The 14,412-nt window shown below is 44.5% G+C and carries 15 protein-coding genes; 7 read left to right on the top strand and 8 right to left on the bottom strand.

Features of this window, described 5'->3' with window-relative positions; all coding sequences use genetic code 11:
- Positions 1 to 68: 68 nt before the first annotated feature.
- Both EGI32_RS09980 and EGI32_RS09985 read right to left on the bottom strand, forming a co-directional pair.
- Positions 69 to 725 (bottom strand): hypothetical protein, encoded by a 657-nt coding sequence (locus tag EGI32_RS09980; RefSeq protein WP_255155249.1) that lies wholly within the window; start codon positions 723 to 725, stop codon positions 69 to 71.
- Between the two features lie 31 nt (positions 726 to 756).
- On the bottom strand, positions 757 to 1,869 hold the full coding sequence (locus EGI32_RS09985) for a serine hydrolase (RefSeq protein ID WP_255155250.1): 1,113 nt from the start codon (positions 1,867 to 1,869) through the stop codon (positions 757 to 759).
- Positions 1,870 to 1,940: 71 nt separating this feature from the next.
- Between EGI32_RS09985 and clpB the strand changes: the two genes are divergently transcribed.
- A complete protein-coding gene (gene clpB / locus EGI32_RS09990) occupies positions 1,941 to 4,565 on the top strand; it encodes an ATP-dependent chaperone ClpB (protein WP_255155251.1) in 2,625 nt (874 codons plus the stop codon).
- A gap of 186 nt (positions 4,566 to 4,751) precedes the next feature.
- On the top strand, positions 4,752 to 5,333 hold the full coding sequence (locus tag EGI32_RS09995) for a thioredoxin domain-containing protein (protein WP_255155252.1): 582 nt from the start codon (positions 4,752 to 4,754) through the stop codon (positions 5,331 to 5,333).
- A 186-nt stretch (positions 5,334 to 5,519) separates the two neighbouring features.
- On the opposite strand, the gene EGI32_RS10000 is transcribed toward EGI32_RS09995, so the two are convergent.
- Together EGI32_RS10000 and EGI32_RS10005 are read right to left on the bottom strand one after the other, a co-directional pair.
- On the bottom strand, positions 5,520 to 6,716 hold the full coding sequence (locus EGI32_RS10000; RefSeq protein WP_255155253.1) for an IS256 family transposase: 1,197 nt from the start codon (positions 6,714 to 6,716) through the stop codon (positions 5,520 to 5,522).
- A 202-nt stretch (positions 6,717 to 6,918) separates the two neighbouring features.
- Positions 6,919 to 7,329, bottom strand: coding sequence for an EVE domain-containing protein (locus EGI32_RS10005; RefSeq protein ID WP_255155254.1), 411 nt, complete (start codon positions 7,327 to 7,329; stop codon positions 6,919 to 6,921).
- Between the two features lie 96 nt (positions 7,330 to 7,425).
- Here EGI32_RS10005 and EGI32_RS10010 point away from each other — a divergent pair, with 96 nt between their 5' ends.
- From EGI32_RS10010 to EGI32_RS10020, 3 genes are all read left to right on the top strand, one after another.
- Positions 7,426 to 7,674: a twin-arginine translocase TatA/TatE family subunit gene (locus EGI32_RS10010; RefSeq protein WP_255155255.1), complete on the top strand. Its 249-nt coding sequence runs from the start codon at positions 7,426 to 7,428 to the stop codon at positions 7,672 to 7,674.
- Positions 7,675 to 7,837: 163 nt separating this feature from the next.
- On the top strand, positions 7,838 to 8,563 hold the full coding sequence (locus EGI32_RS10015) for a ferritin-like domain-containing protein (RefSeq protein ID WP_255155256.1): 726 nt from the start codon (positions 7,838 to 7,840) through the stop codon (positions 8,561 to 8,563).
- Between the two features lie 11 nt (positions 8,564 to 8,574).
- Entirely contained in the window at positions 8,575 to 9,444 is an 870-nt protein-coding gene (locus EGI32_RS10020; RefSeq protein WP_255155257.1) for a ferritin-like domain-containing protein, read from the top strand.
- Between the two features lie 63 nt (positions 9,445 to 9,507).
- Here EGI32_RS10020 and EGI32_RS10025 read toward each other — a convergent pair whose 3' ends face one another.
- The 4 genes from EGI32_RS10025 to pdhA form a co-directional block, all read right to left on the bottom strand.
- Positions 9,508 to 10,230 (bottom strand): (Fe-S)-binding protein, encoded by a 723-nt coding sequence (locus tag EGI32_RS10025; RefSeq protein WP_255155258.1) that lies wholly within the window; start codon positions 10,228 to 10,230, stop codon positions 9,508 to 9,510.
- A gap of 38 nt (positions 10,231 to 10,268) precedes the next feature.
- The gene (gene ribH / locus EGI32_RS10030; RefSeq protein WP_255155259.1) at positions 10,269 to 10,769 is read right to left on the bottom strand and encodes a 6,7-dimethyl-8-ribityllumazine synthase; all 501 of its coding nucleotides are present in this window, start codon (positions 10,767 to 10,769) and stop codon (positions 10,269 to 10,271) included.
- Between the two features lie 17 nt (positions 10,770 to 10,786).
- Complete coding sequence (locus EGI32_RS10035; RefSeq protein WP_255155260.1) at positions 10,787 to 11,509, bottom strand: tetratricopeptide repeat protein; 723 nt, start codon at positions 11,507 to 11,509, stop codon at positions 10,787 to 10,789.
- Between the two features lie 69 nt (positions 11,510 to 11,578).
- Positions 11,579 to 12,571, bottom strand: a complete 993-nt coding sequence (pdhA, locus tag EGI32_RS10040) for a pyruvate dehydrogenase (acetyl-transferring) E1 component subunit alpha (RefSeq protein WP_255155261.1) — start codon at positions 12,569 to 12,571, stop codon at positions 11,579 to 11,581.
- A 235-nt stretch (positions 12,572 to 12,806) separates the two neighbouring features.
- Between pdhA and EGI32_RS10045 the strand changes: the two genes are divergently transcribed.
- Both EGI32_RS10045 and EGI32_RS10050 read left to right on the top strand, forming a co-directional pair.
- Positions 12,807 to 13,892: a DNA replication/repair protein RecF gene (locus EGI32_RS10045; RefSeq protein WP_255155262.1), complete on the top strand. Its 1,086-nt coding sequence runs from the start codon at positions 12,807 to 12,809 to the stop codon at positions 13,890 to 13,892.
- 78 nt (positions 13,893 to 13,970) lie between these two features.
- The gene (locus EGI32_RS10050; protein ID WP_255155263.1) at positions 13,971 to 14,252 is read left to right on the top strand and encodes a DUF721 domain-containing protein; all 282 of its coding nucleotides are present in this window, start codon (positions 13,971 to 13,973) and stop codon (positions 14,250 to 14,252) included.
- Positions 14,253 to 14,412: the final 160 nt, after the last annotated feature.

Raw genomic sequence — 14,412 nt, forward strand, 5'->3', positions numbered from 1 at the left:
AACCCCGGAGTGTTTTGGATCAAACGCCCGGAGGTTAAAAGAAACCTCCGGGGTTAAACCTCCGGGGTTTATTCGCCGTAATAAAAGTTTAATTCCCTGCACAATCCTTTGATCGCTTTTTTGCCGGCGGCTGTAAAACCGATCAATGCATATTCATCTTCCTTTCCTTTATTCATTACCTGGTGTGTGGTGGCAGGTATTGCTATGGTAGAAATAAGATAGTTGCAGCCAAGACAGATATTCACCTGGTTCACCATCGTATCGTTTTTGTAAAACACCAGCCCGAGATGTGGCTCAAAACAAGCGGCGGTACCATCTCCATAAGTTGAGTTACTGGACAATGCAGCCGTGATCTTATCAGCTTGCTGCCGGGTAAGGAATTGCTGTTTGGTGATGACCGGAACAAATTTACCTTTTTCATCGATCACTGCGATGTCATCTCTACCCCCGTCGAAATCATATGCGATGACCTTATCATAATCCATGGTGTTAAAAGGTGCACCCGCTTTTTTGTTTGGGGAAATTGCAGGAGTAGTCATGAGATAATCTTTCAACTCTTTTTCTTTCAGGATATCCGCCGGGTCAATCCTGGATGGTGGTCGGGGAGGTGGAGGAAAAGTATCGCCCGGTATGCTGGACAGCTTCACGTATTCTGGTTGTATAGGTTGCTGCTGACCATTATTGCACGAAATGATCAGCGAAGCCAATACGATAAATAAAACCATGTGAAGATTTTTTGTAGTGTGCATGCTTAGTCTATTTATCCAGTTGTTCATCTACCAGTTTTTTTAATGTGGTGTATTTTTCCGCTCTGCCTTTATTCTTCAGGTTAAAACAGAATAAAATCCCAACGTATTGCCGTTTGTTATCCACCCATGGAAAGCTACCGAACAATCCCGGGCTGGTCACCGCGTTGGCAACTTTTTCACCGGGCGATTCTTCCAGCATCCATTCTCCCAATCCATAACCCCAGTTGTCCGCTTCGGCAGGTGTGGAAATTATTTTTTTACCCGCGGTATAATTCTGCTGCATGAGTTCCACGGAAGAAGCCTGCAAAACGCGTTTGCCATTGTACAACCCCTTCGCCAATATCATTTGCAAAAAACGGATGTAATCATTGGCCGTGCCTTGTCCGCCGCCTGCTGCCAGCGGCACATGCTTATGGCCGAAATCGGTATTCGTCATCCCGCAGGGAACAGCTATCCTTTCGTGGAACAAGGTCTCGAAATCTTTCCCGCTGATCTTTTCAATTACCGCTGCCGCAATCTGCAATCCGATGCTGCTGTAGTGAAAACCTTCGCCGGGCAGGGCTTCCATTTGATGCGCTGCAATATTGCGCATCGCTTCATCCATTGTGGCTACTTCAGAAGACAATGCCTTGTTCTCTTTTGGCTCCGGTTTGATACCGGTGGTATGACTGAGGCATTGCAGCAGCGCGATATTTCCTTTTCCGGTGGCCGACATGACGGGTAAAAATTGTCCGATGCTGTCGCTGAGTTTCAGTTTCCCTTCATCCACGAAAGTCATCACCAAAGCGGCACTCAACCATTTGCTGCAACTGGCTATCAAAAGCTTTGTATCGCCGTTAAAATCCTTCAGCATTTCGCTGGCGCTGCGGCCTGTTTTTTTCGCGATGCGCCGCGTAACGAATTTTTGCTTCGCATTCAATTCATTCTCAGCCTGCTCATAGATCATCCTGCCATCCTTATAAATCAATATCACCGCACGGCCACCCAGGTCCTTTACATTATCGCTCAACCAGTCATCTACTTTCGGGAAACTGTATTGCGCCTGCACCGGCTGATATATTAGCAGGAGCGTGATGATTATGCTGCTATACAGGCAGTTTTTGATCGTTTTATGCGCCATAATTACTGGTTTGTTTTTTGGTGTTTGATTTGCAGCCATTATCGAAAATCAAATACAACTAATTATAACATATGAATTTAAATAATTTCACGATCAAAGCTGCCGAAACTGTGCAAAATGCGCAACAAATAGCTTTCGATCATAAGAACCCGAGCATCGAAACCGAGCATATCCTGCAGGCTTTGCTCAATATGGAAGATTCCCCGATCGATCACCTGCTGAAGAAGAACAACGTGACCGTAAACCTTGTGGAATCGAAACTTACAGAACTCATCAATAAATTACCGGTGGTATCCGGCGAACCTGCGCAGGCATTGGGCCGCGAAGCCAACAATGTGGTATTGCGTGCGGTAAGCTCGTTGAAATCTTTCAACGATGAATTTGTTACGCCCGAACATTTGCTGCTGGCCATCGTACAGGGCAATGATGCTTCCGCGAAATTGCTGAAAGATGCGGGGCTTACTGAAAAGGGATTGATCACCGCCATCAAAGAATTACGCAAAGGCGCAACGGTGAATTCACCAACGCAGGAAACACAATTCAATGCGTTGAACAAATACGCGAAGAACCTCAATGAAATGGCCCGTTCCGGAAAACTCGATCCGGTGATCGGCCGCGATGAAGAGATCCGCAGGACATTGCATATACTCAGCAGGCGTACGAAAAATAATCCTATCCTGGTGGGTGAACCGGGGGTGGGTAAAACGGCTATCGCCGAAGGACTGGCGATGCGTATCGTAAATGGAGATGTGCCTGAAAATTTAAAATCAAAAGTGATCTATGCTCTGGATATGGGCTTGCTCATTGCCGGTGCTAAATATAAAGGTGAATTTGAAGAACGATTGAAATCGGTGGTGAAGGAAGTGCAGGGCAGTGAAGGTGAGATCGTTCTTTTTATCGATGAAATACATACGCTGGTAGGCGCTGGCGGAGGCGATGGGGCGATGGATGCGGCCAATATTTTGAAGCCTGCATTGGCCCGTGGCGAGCTGAGGGCGGTAGGGGCTACCACGTTGAACGAATACCAGAAATTTTTTGAAAAGGATAAAGCGCTGGAACGCCGTTTCCAGAAAGTGCTGATCGACGAGCCAAGTGTGGAAGACGCCATTTCGATCCTTCGCGGGTTGAAAGACAGGTATGAAACGTATCATCACGTTCGTATCAAAGATGAAGCGATCATCGCGGCGGTGGAATTATCGCACCGTTATATCACCGATCGTTTTTTACCCGATAAAGCGATCGACCTGATCGATGAAAGTGCAGCCAAACTGCGTCTTGAAATGAACTCGATGCCGGAAGAACTGGATAAACTCGAAAGGCAGATCCGTCAGCTGGAGATCGAGCGGGAAGCGATCAAACGCGAACACGATGAACCGAAACTGAAAGCATTGAATACGGAGATCGCCAACCTCTCGGTAGAACGCGATACGTACAAATCCAAATGGGCAGACGAAAAAGAACTGGTGGATAAAATACAGAATGGCAAAGCCGCTATCGAGCAATTGAAACAGGAAGCCGAGCAGGCGGAACGTAACGGGGAATATGGTAAAGTGGCTGAGATCCGCTATGGTAAAGTGAAAGAACAGGAAACAGCTATCCAGGAACTGACGAAACAATTGTCGGGCCTCTCTGAAAAAAGATTGCTGAAAGAAGAAGTAGATGCAGAAGATATTGCTGAAAGCATCGCGAAAGCGACCGGTATCCCTGTAACAAAAATGTTGCAGAGCGAACGCGAAAAACTCCTCAACCTTGAGGACGAATTGCACAAAAGGGTAGTGGGGCAGAATGAAGCCATCGAAGCGGTTTCGGATGCGATCCGCAGGAGCCGTGCAGGTTTGCAGGACGCAAAAAAACCGATCGGGTCATTCATATTCCTGGGTACTACGGGTGTAGGTAAAACGGAACTGGCCAAAGCGCTGGCCGATTACCTCTTTGACGACGACGGGATGATGACACGTATCGATATGAGCGAATACCAGGAAAAACATTCGGTGAGCAGGCTCGTGGGAGCGCCTCCGGGATATGTAGGATACGATGAAGGCGGGCAACTGACCGAAGCGGTAAGGCGCAAACCTTATTCCGTAGTGTTGCTCGATGAAATTGAAAAAGCCCATCCCGATGTATATAATGTATTGCTGCAGGTGCTGGACGACGGAAGGCTGACGGACAACAAAGGCCGGGTCGTGAACTTCAAGAATACGATCATCATCATGACCAGCAATATGGGCAGCCAGGTGATACAGGAGAATTTTGAAGAAGTGAATGAGGACAACCTGGAACAGGTGATTGAAAAAACGAAATATGAAGTGGTGGAATTGTTGAAACAGACCATCCGGCCGGAATTTTTGAACAGGATCGATGAGATCATCATGTTCCATCCGTTGATGAAGAAGGAGATCCGTGGCATCATCAATATCCAGTTGCAGGGATTGAAAAAGCTGGTGGCTCAAAATGGCATCCAGCTCGAGTTCAGCGATTATGCGCTCGATTACCTGGCCGAAAACGGGTATGACCCGCAATTCGGGGCCAGGCCGTTGAAAAGACTGATCCAGAAAGAGATTGTTAACCAATTGAGTAAGCGCATTTTAGCCGGTGATATAGACCGTACTGTGCCGGTGCTGGTGGATGTGTTTGATGGTACCGTGGTATTCAGAAATGAGAAGCCCGGGATTGTTAACACAGTGGTAACAAACTAATGAAATCTGTATTTTGTTGACAATCAACAATTTGACTGTCGTTTTTGGAAAAACTTGATAGACGGGTTTTGTTAAGTGGCAAAAAATGCTATCTTCATCCAATTCAGAAGCAAAAAAAACAACATATGACGATCGGGTTGGCGAGATGAAATAGATCGTAATTATTTAAGTAAAAGGAAATTATATATGGCATTTAAGAAAGAAGTGGTTGAAATAATAGAACCAAGAGATGTATTTGTAGGAAATGTGAAGGCAGATGTAACTTTAGAAGAATTTGGAGAATATGAGAGTGAATCCTGTGCAAAAGCAAACGAGGTAGTAAAGAGGTTGCTGGAAGATTATGATGGTAAGATCCGTTTTAATTTCAGGCATTTTCCGCTCACCAATATCCACCAGCGCAGTCTGAAAGCAGGTGAAGCTGCTGTGGCTACTGCCCAGGAAGGTAAATTCTGGGAAATGCACAACATCCTGTTTGCAAACCGTAAGAACCTGGGAACAACCAGTCTGAAGTTGCATTCCAAAGAAGCAGGTGTTAATAACAAACGCTTCCTCGACGACCTGGTAAATGCTACCTACGGCTGGCAGGTGCAGGGCGATCTGAAAGAAGGATTGAACCGCGGTGTAAAAGAAGTTCCTACCTTCTTTGTAAACGGCGAAAAAGTGGCGAAAGCTACTTACGACGAACTGAGCAAAGCGATTGAAGCAGCGTTGAAAAAAGTGAAGAAAAAAGCTCCTGTAAAAGCGCCTACGAAGCAGAAAGCAGCGTAAGAGTTATAAGTTTTAAGTGATAAGTTATAAGAGAAAGCCTTCCCTTAGGGGGAGGTTTTTTTGTGTGGGGAGGTGAGGGTGCCACGAATGCACGAATAAGAGATTGTATGAAAAAACCGTAATATTTAATTTGGCGACACTATCCCATAAAGTGTGTAAGTAAAATATTAGGGTTTGGCTTTTTTATTAAAGCTGAACCCTTTTTTCAAATATTGTTAAGAACTGGTTTAGGATTAAGCCCCAGTTCTGTATGGGCATCGTCCATTTTTTCGTAGCCTCTCTCAGGGCCAAAAATACAGATTTTAAAACTGCCTCATCTGTCGGGAATGATAATTTGTTTTTGGTATACTTCCTTATTTTACCGTTCAGATTTTCTATAAGATTGGTGGTGTAAATGATTTTTCTGATTTCAAGCGGGAAGTCAAAAAATACGGTGAGTTCCTCCCAGTTATCCTCCCAGGATTTAATGGCATATGGATATTTATGGTTCCATTGCGAAGCAAAATGTTCCAGTGAAGCTTTAGCTGCCTGTTTGGTAGGCGCATCATAAATCTGCTTCATATCCTTTGTAAACTGTCTTTTATCTTTCCATACGACATACCTGGCTGAGTTACGGATCTGATGTACCACACATATCTGTGTCTGTGATTGAGGGAACACTTGCTTGATAGTTTGTGTAAATCCATTGAGATTGTCGGTAGCTGTAATAAGGATATCTTCCACGCCTCTTGCCTTCAAATCGGTTAATACACCCAACCAGAATGCGGCGCTTTCACTTTTGCCCAACCACATACCCAGTACTTCTTTTTTACCGTCCCTATTGAGTCCTACGGCCAGGTAAATGGTTTTGTTGATGACCTTACTATTCTCCCTCACCTTAAAAACGATGCCATCCATCCACACAATTAAATACACCGGCTCCAAGGGCCTGTTCTGCCAGGCAATAACGTCATTGGCTACTGTTTCAGTAATACGGGAGATGGTGGAAGCAGACACTTCAAAATTATAAACTTCTCTTATCTGCTCTTCAATGTCGCTTACACTCATTCCCTTAGCGTAAAGAGATACAATGACGTTTTCTAACCCATCCACCATATTTTGCCTTTTAGGCAGCAGCATCGGGTTAAAAGAAGCATCCCTGTCTCTTGGTACCTGAACGGTAGACTCTCCAAAAGAAGTTTTTACCTGTTTGGCTGATGTACCATTACGGGCATTGGAAGAGCTGCTTTTCTCATGCTTGTCATAACCCAGATGTGCATCAAGTTCAGCTTCCAGGATTTTTTCAATACCCCGCTTTTGGAGTTGGGCTAAAAAACTGTTGAGCTGGTCGCCGGTTTTGAGTTGCTTTAAAAAAGCATCCGTGAGTTGTTGTTCGTTGTCCATAATTAAACTGTGTTTTAAAGTTATAAAAAAAGTGATCAAGAACTTGGGGTACCCCAAGTTCTTGATCACTTACACAGTTTATGAAACAGTACCTCGTAAAACGGAAAATGCAGGTTGTAAGGAATATCTATTCCTTACAACCTGCATTCACATTCCTAATTCCTAATTCCTAATTCTTAATTTTTAATTCTTAATTTCCCTTCTAATTCATATCGGCTAATTCCATCACCACTTCCCATTCGTCTTCTTTTACCGTACCAACGGAGAGCCTGCCCAATCTCACCAGGTCCATATTGGCCAATCGTTTATCGGCTTTTACTTGTGCAAGTGTTACCGGTTTCTTTAATTTCTTGAAAGGTTTCAGGTCTACCACCACCCAGGCTTCCTCGGTTGTTGTGGGATCCTGGTAGGCTTCTTTTGCCACTTTGGCAATACCAACAATTTCAACACCTTCATTGCTGTGATAAAACAATACCTCGTCCCCTTTCTGCATCGCTTTAAGATTGTTGCGGGCAGCGTAATTACGAACACCATCCCACATGGTGATCTTGTCTTTTACAAACTGATCCCAGCTGTATTTGAAGGGTTCAGACTTTACTAACCAATAGGCCATATTTCTGTATTCTTTAATTAAATGTGAAAATACGAAAACCAAAATGAAACATCGCTCGTAGTTGTAGTTAACTATTCATATTTTAAAACAGATTTTATGCTAAACAACCTAACCCAATTCAATCTACTGTTTTCGATGCCAGGCGGTTCTGAGTGGATATTGATCATAGTAGTATTGCTGCTATTATTCGGAGGCAAAAAAATTCCTGAGCTCATGAGAGGTATCGGAAAAGGAATGAGAGAATTCAAAGATGCCAAGGAATCTGTTTCAACCGAAATAGAAAAAGGAATGAACGTAACCCCTCAGCCGGAAGTTAATACAACAAAATCAACTTTGCCCGCATAATGCCACACCTGTAATACCCGTTACAGTTTTTTTTGTTACCCACCTTAATAAATAATAAGCACTGCAAAATGCCCCATGCTGATATCGGCAAAGCTCGGTACAGGCAATGGTTTGCCATCAAACGAAGGTCTTTTAAATAAACATTCACATTAAAAATCACGTTATGAAAAAAACAATCTCTTCCCCACCCTTAGAGGAAGTAACAACGATCTCTCCTTATGGAAGGCAACGCCGGAATATGCTGAAAATATTTGGAGCTGGTGCTGCACTTATCACCATAGGTTCTGCCTGTAACAAAGATGATGATCCAAATCCCAGCAATGGCGGTGTAAATCTTGGTTCCGGTGATGTTGGTATCCTTAACTATGCATATGCGCTTGAACAACTGGAAGCAGCCTTTTATGAAAAAGTCGTTTCTTCTTTTTATACCGGGGCAACCGATACTGAAAAAGCGTACCTCACAGAGATCCGCAACCACGAAGTAGGTCACCGCGAATTCTTTAAAGCGGCTATCACGGCAGCGGCCCCTTCATCAATCATACCATCTTTGGAAGTGGATTTTTCTACGATCGATTTTACCAGTAAAACCAGTGTTCTTGCCACAGCACAGGCATTCGAAGACCTGGGTGTGACAGCTTACAATGGTGCAGGACAGCTGATCTCTACTTCCGGTAACGGCCCTGCTTATCTTTTGCTGGCAGGAAAGATCGTATCTGTAGAAGCCAGGCATGCGGCACTGATCGCTGATCTGCGTAGCAACGGAACGTTTGCTGCAGCCGCCAACGCAGATGCTGATGGCCTCGACGGGGCGCGCACTCCTGCCGAAGTATTGGCAATAGCAAAAACCTATATCAAAACTGTAATCGACGCAAGTAATTTACCATCTTAAAAACAATCATCATGAACTTAGATAATATAATCAATGAGATCGAAAAAGTAGATCCCGAGGTGTACGAAAGGTTTGACACCAGGCGCAAAGTGATGAAACAATTTGCCAACATCGGTAGTAAGATCGCTCTTGCGGCCGTGCCTACGGCTATTGCCTCCATGTTTCAAAAAGCATACGGACAAACTCCTGAGGAAGTAAATGGAGTGTTGAATTATGCTTTGACACTGGAATACCTGGAAGCAGAATTTTACACCAACATCGTTGGATCGCCGGGCTACCTTACTGCACCTGCTGCTGCACAAGGGGCACTGACCAATATCCGCAACGATGAAAACAAACACGTGGCTTTCCTGAAAAGGGTTTTGGGAACTGCTGCCGTAGCAAAACCTAATTTTGATTTCAGCGGTGGTGCAGGTTCTGGTACAGGACCATTTGCAGGATATCTTGCCAATTATGATGTGCAGCTGGCAATGGCGCAGACATTTGAAGACACTGGCGTTCGTGCTTACAAAGGCCAGGCCGCGAATGTTAAATCGAACAGGGTTGCACTTACATCCGCTCTCAGGATCCATTCCGTAGAAGCAAGGCATGCGGCACATATCCGCCAGATGCGTGCTGCACGTAATATGCTGGTTCCTGCCGGACAATTACCACGTCCATGGATCGTATTGGCACAAAGCAATATCGATACTGGTAATGCCGGGGTAAATGCCGCAATCCAGAAAAGTTATACAGGAGAAGATGTTACCACACAGGCCGGAGTAAACATTGTGAACCTGGGTGGAGCATTCAACGATGCAGCCAACGCTTCTGCTGGTTTTGATGAACCACTGACCAAAGAAGCGGTATTGGATATCGTATCTATTTTTATCGCTCCTTAAGATAAAGGAACAAATAAAAAATGGCTGTCACCTGACAGCCATTTTTATTTGATTATGTTTCGTCTATTCCCAACCGTTAGCCAGTACATCTGCGATGTGCATCGTCTTCAGCGGTAATTCCTGTTTTTTAATTCTTCCATCAATCTGCATAAGGCAGCTTAGGTCGGTAGAGATGATGTATTCTGCACCGGTATCCAATGCGTTCTGGATTTTCTGATCTGCCATGGCAATGGAGATGGGTTCAAATTTTACCGAGAATGTTCCTCCGAAACCACAGCAGGTTTCATTGTCTTTCATTTCTACAAGATCCAGCCCTTTTACATTACTTAATAATTTCCTTGGGCCTTCTTTGATCCTGCATTCCCGGAGCGCTGCGCAGCTATCGTGGTAAGTGGCTTTTGCATCCAGCGAAGCGCCATAATTTTCAATCTTCAATACATCTGTAAGAAATTCGGTGAATTCATATATCCTTTTCCCAAGATCTTTTACCTGGTTGTGGTTGGCCGCATTATCAAATAATTTCGGATAATAATTACGGACAAATCCCACACAGCTTGCGCTGGGCGCTACCACATAATCTGCCCCCTCAAAATCTTTTACAAATTTATTGGCCACAACCCTTGATTCATCGAGGAAGCCCGCGTTGAAGGCTGGCTGTCCGCAACAGGTCTGGTTGGTATTGTATACCACATCGCAACAGGCTTTCTCCAGCACTTTCACCATATTGAAAGCGGTCTCCGGATAGAGCTGATCGATGAAACATGGTATGAATAACTGAACCTTCAAATCAATTAAGAATTAAGAATTAAGAATTGAAGCAGGGGTCATTGATTGCCCTTGAATGACTGCGAAAGCGCCATCATTTTGATTGCGGTAGCCGCTGCTTCTTCACCTTTATGGCCGTGAATACCTCCTGTTCTTTCGTCGGCCTGTTCCTGGGTGTTAAGTGTAAGTACGCCAAATATAGTAGGTACGGGCAATTGCAGGTTGAGCTGCAAAATACCATCCGTTACAAACCCGCTTACATATTCAAAATGAGGAGTGCCTCCACGGATGACGCAACCGAGTGCAATGAAAGCCGAAGGCCTGTCGCTGCTGTTTTCAAAATGATCCCAGTAATTTTTGATACCGAAGGGTATCTCAATCGCCCCGGGCACTTCAATTACTTTATAGCGGACGCCCTTTTCTTCCAGTATCCTGATGCAGCCTTCCTGCAGTTTATCGATCACCGCTGCATTCCATTCGGTTCGTACTATCACAACACAGGCATCCTTGTTGAGTTGGATGCCTGCTGTATTAATGAGTTCGGATGTGCTTATTGCCATTCCTTCTGTTTTTCGTCTTAGTCTACTATACCCAGCTTAGCGAGGTACTTATCCACTTCACCGTTCGAAACCGGTGTGCTGAGCGGATATTTTGTTTTCAATTGCTGAAAAAGTTCGATCGCGTCTTTTGACTTGCCGGTAGCTTCAGCATAACTCGCGGCTATCAGCAAAGCATCTGCCGAAACTGAAGCGTCTTTATCATTAACGTTCGCGGCTTTCTTGTAATAAGAAAGGGCATCGTCCGTTTTCTTCTGCTCGGCGTAAGCGTGACCGATCATCAGGTAAGCTTTGCTTTCTACCTGGGTAGCACCATGACCATCAAATTCTTTCAGGTATTTGATGGCTTTGTCGAAATCTTTGATGTGCAGGTAACTGGCGCCCACCATGTAGTTAGCCCTGTTACCAGCTTCTGTGCTTCCGTAAGTTTTGATCACAGACAATAAACCAGTGATCTTGTTTCCGTCGATCACACGACCATTGATTACGATATCAACGCTGTCTTTATTAAAACCGTTGGTGGCCATCTTATCAAAAATGGCTTCCGCTGCAAAAATCGCTTCGTTCCCTTTCAGCTCATTTGGTTCCTTTACGAATTTTTTATAACCAAACCATCCGCCTGCAATCAATATTATCGCAGAACCAACAATGATGATCGGCTTGCTGTATGAAGCCCAGAAATCTTTTTTCACTGGTACGGTTTCTGCTGCTTCAGGAGTTACTACTACTTTGTTCTCTGACATTTTAATTTGTTATTAATTTTAGATACATGCCTGTAAATTATTTGTTGTCAGGCAATTAGTTTTGGTATATTAGTCAACGATGTACGGATAATCCTCCTGTACATATACGTCTTTCAGTAATTCATTGTCATCCGGCCATGGGCTTTCTTCTGCAAACTGAACGCTTTCTTCCACTTCTGCTTTTACGCGGTCGTTGATGGCTTCGATATCAGCATCTGAAACTTTGAAATCGTTCTGCAATACTTTCAGCACATGTTCAATGGGGTCTTTTTCTTTGTATTCTTCCAGTTCTTCTTTGGTACGGTATTTCTGCGGATCGCTCATACTGTGCCCTTTATAACGGTAAGTTTTAATTTCAAGTAAGGTAGGTCCGCCTTTTTCCCTTGCCCTTGTTGCAGCACGCATTACGGCGTTATGCACATCTTCAGGGCTCATGCCATCTACCGTATCTGCCGGCATTTCGTAAGCATCCCCCATTTTGTATATATCCAGCGTCTTACTGGTACGGGCAACTGAAGTACCCATCGCGTAATGGTTATTTTCGCAGATGAACACTACCGGAAGATCCCATAGCATCGCCATGTTGAATGTTTCATGCAGCATTCCCTGCCTTGCAGCACCATCGCCAAAGAAACAAAGGGTAACATTATCGGTACCACGGTATTTTTCAGCAAAAGCCAGTCCGGCACCGGTACCTATCTGCGCACCAACGATACCATGCCCGCCGAAAAAGTTTTCTTTTAAACCGAAAAAGTGCATACTTCCACCCTTTCCTTTACTGCAACCGGTAGCTTTACCGTACAATTCAGCCATGCTCGCTTTGGCAGATATGCCTTTGGCGATCCCCAGGGCGTGACAACGGTAAGCGGTAATGAATTTATCATCAGGATTTGTAGCCGTCATACAGCCTGCAGCCACCGCTTCCTGCCCGATATATAAATGGCAAAAACCGCGGATCTTCTGCATTCCATATAACTGTCCTGTCTTTTCTTCGAACTTGCGTAACAATAGCATCAGTTCGTACCAATACAAATATGTTTCTTTAGAGAATTTTGTAGCCAATTGAAGAGAATTTTAGGCGGCAAAGATAAGGGAAATAGTGAAAAGTGAATAGTCAATAGTCAAATCTTCAAAAGTTTTTAATTAATTGAAAAAAAGTCGGCACGAACGCTTAATCGCTTCATTCCCACCTTTCTTTATGCTCCTTGAGTTTCTGTGAAAATGTACATCCCTTTTGATGTAAGACGCACGAAGGTTTGACTATTGACTATTCACTATTCACTATCTTGCATCTTCAATGCTCTCCCTTCGCAAAATATCGCTCACCCATTTCAAGAATTACGATCTTTCATCCTTTGATTTCACCAGTAATGTGGTGGGCATATGCGGCCTGAATGGTAAAGGCAAGACAAACCTCCTGGATGCGATCTATTATTGCTGCTTTACCAAAAGCTATTTTACCGCTACAGAACTGCTCAACATCGGTTTTGATAAGGAAGGTTTTCGGCTGGAAGGGCGCTTTGAAAAAGGCGGCGATCCTCAAAAAGTTATCTGCATCCACCGCGGCACCGGAAAAAAAGAGATCTCACTGAATGACAGCGGCTACGATAAAGTCTCTAAACATATCGGGCTGCTCCCCTCCGTAATGATCGCCCCGGACGACATCGAAATCATCGTCGGCGGTAGTGAAGGAAGGCGAAAATACATCGACACGATCCTTTGCCAGCTGGATACCGATTACCTGCAACAACTGATGACCTACAACAAAGTGCTGCAGCAACGAAACAGCCTGCTCAAACGTTTTGCGGAGCAGGGAAAAACAGACGAAGCTCTGCTGGACATCCTCAACCTGCAGTTATCGGCCCCCGGAAAATATGTGTTTGAAAAAAGACGATCATTTACAGAAGAGCTGAAACCTGTAGTGCAGCAATTGTATCACCGGCTTGCCAGCAATGCGGAAACGGTTTCGGTAGATTATGACAGCCGCCTGCTGACCGAAACATTCGAAGAGATCTTCCTGCGCAACAGGGACAAAGACAGGGTACTCCAACGTACCAATGGAGGCATCCACAAAGACGACCTGCGCTTTGAACTCAATGGACAGCCTTTCAAATCAATCGCTTCGCAGGGACAACGGAAGAGCCTCTTGTTTGCCCTCAAGCTGGCAGAATTTCAACTGATAAAAAAATACAAAGGCTTTAGCCCGATATTATTACTCGATGATGTATTTGAAAAACTGGATGCCGCACGAATGCAACAGTTGCTCCATTGGGTATGTGTTGAAAATCAAGGACAAGTATTCATAACAGATACGCACAGGCAAAGGCTGGAAGTTGCTTTGAAGGAGATTGAAGTGGGATTCCAGATAATAGAACTGGTGTAGAGATCAGAGATGAGGGTTTAGGTTCAGAGTTTTCCCACTAAACCCTAATCTCTAATCACTAAACCCTAACTTTGCGCTATGGGCGAAATTTCTTTCCAGGATGCGATGCAACAGTTTTTAAAGAACAGCCGTTTGAAGACGGGGGTTCAGGCAGTACAGATTGAAGAACTCTGGGAAAAGATCATGGGAAAAACGATCGCTAAATACACAGAAAAGATCCAGATCATCGGCACTACTCTTTTCATCACCTCGAGTGTGGCCCCGTTGAAAAATGAATTGCTTTATCAGAAAGACAGGATCATCGAAATGGTGAATGAAGCCCTGGGGGAAAAGACGATCCGGGAAGTGGTGGTGAAGTGAATGGTGAATGGTGAAAACTTCGTACGTTTTACTTTTTTTATCTAATGTGCTCTGCGAAACCTCGCTAACTCATGTTTTCCGCTGTGAAAAAATATTGCTTTCGTTAGAACGCGCCAAAGGCGCAGTTCCTACGCCGCGAACTGTCAAACAACCCGTCACC

The organism is Ferruginibacter sp. HRS2-29 (assembly GCF_024343615.1).
Lineage (GTDB): Bacteria > Bacteroidota > Bacteroidia > Chitinophagales > Chitinophagaceae > Ferruginibacter.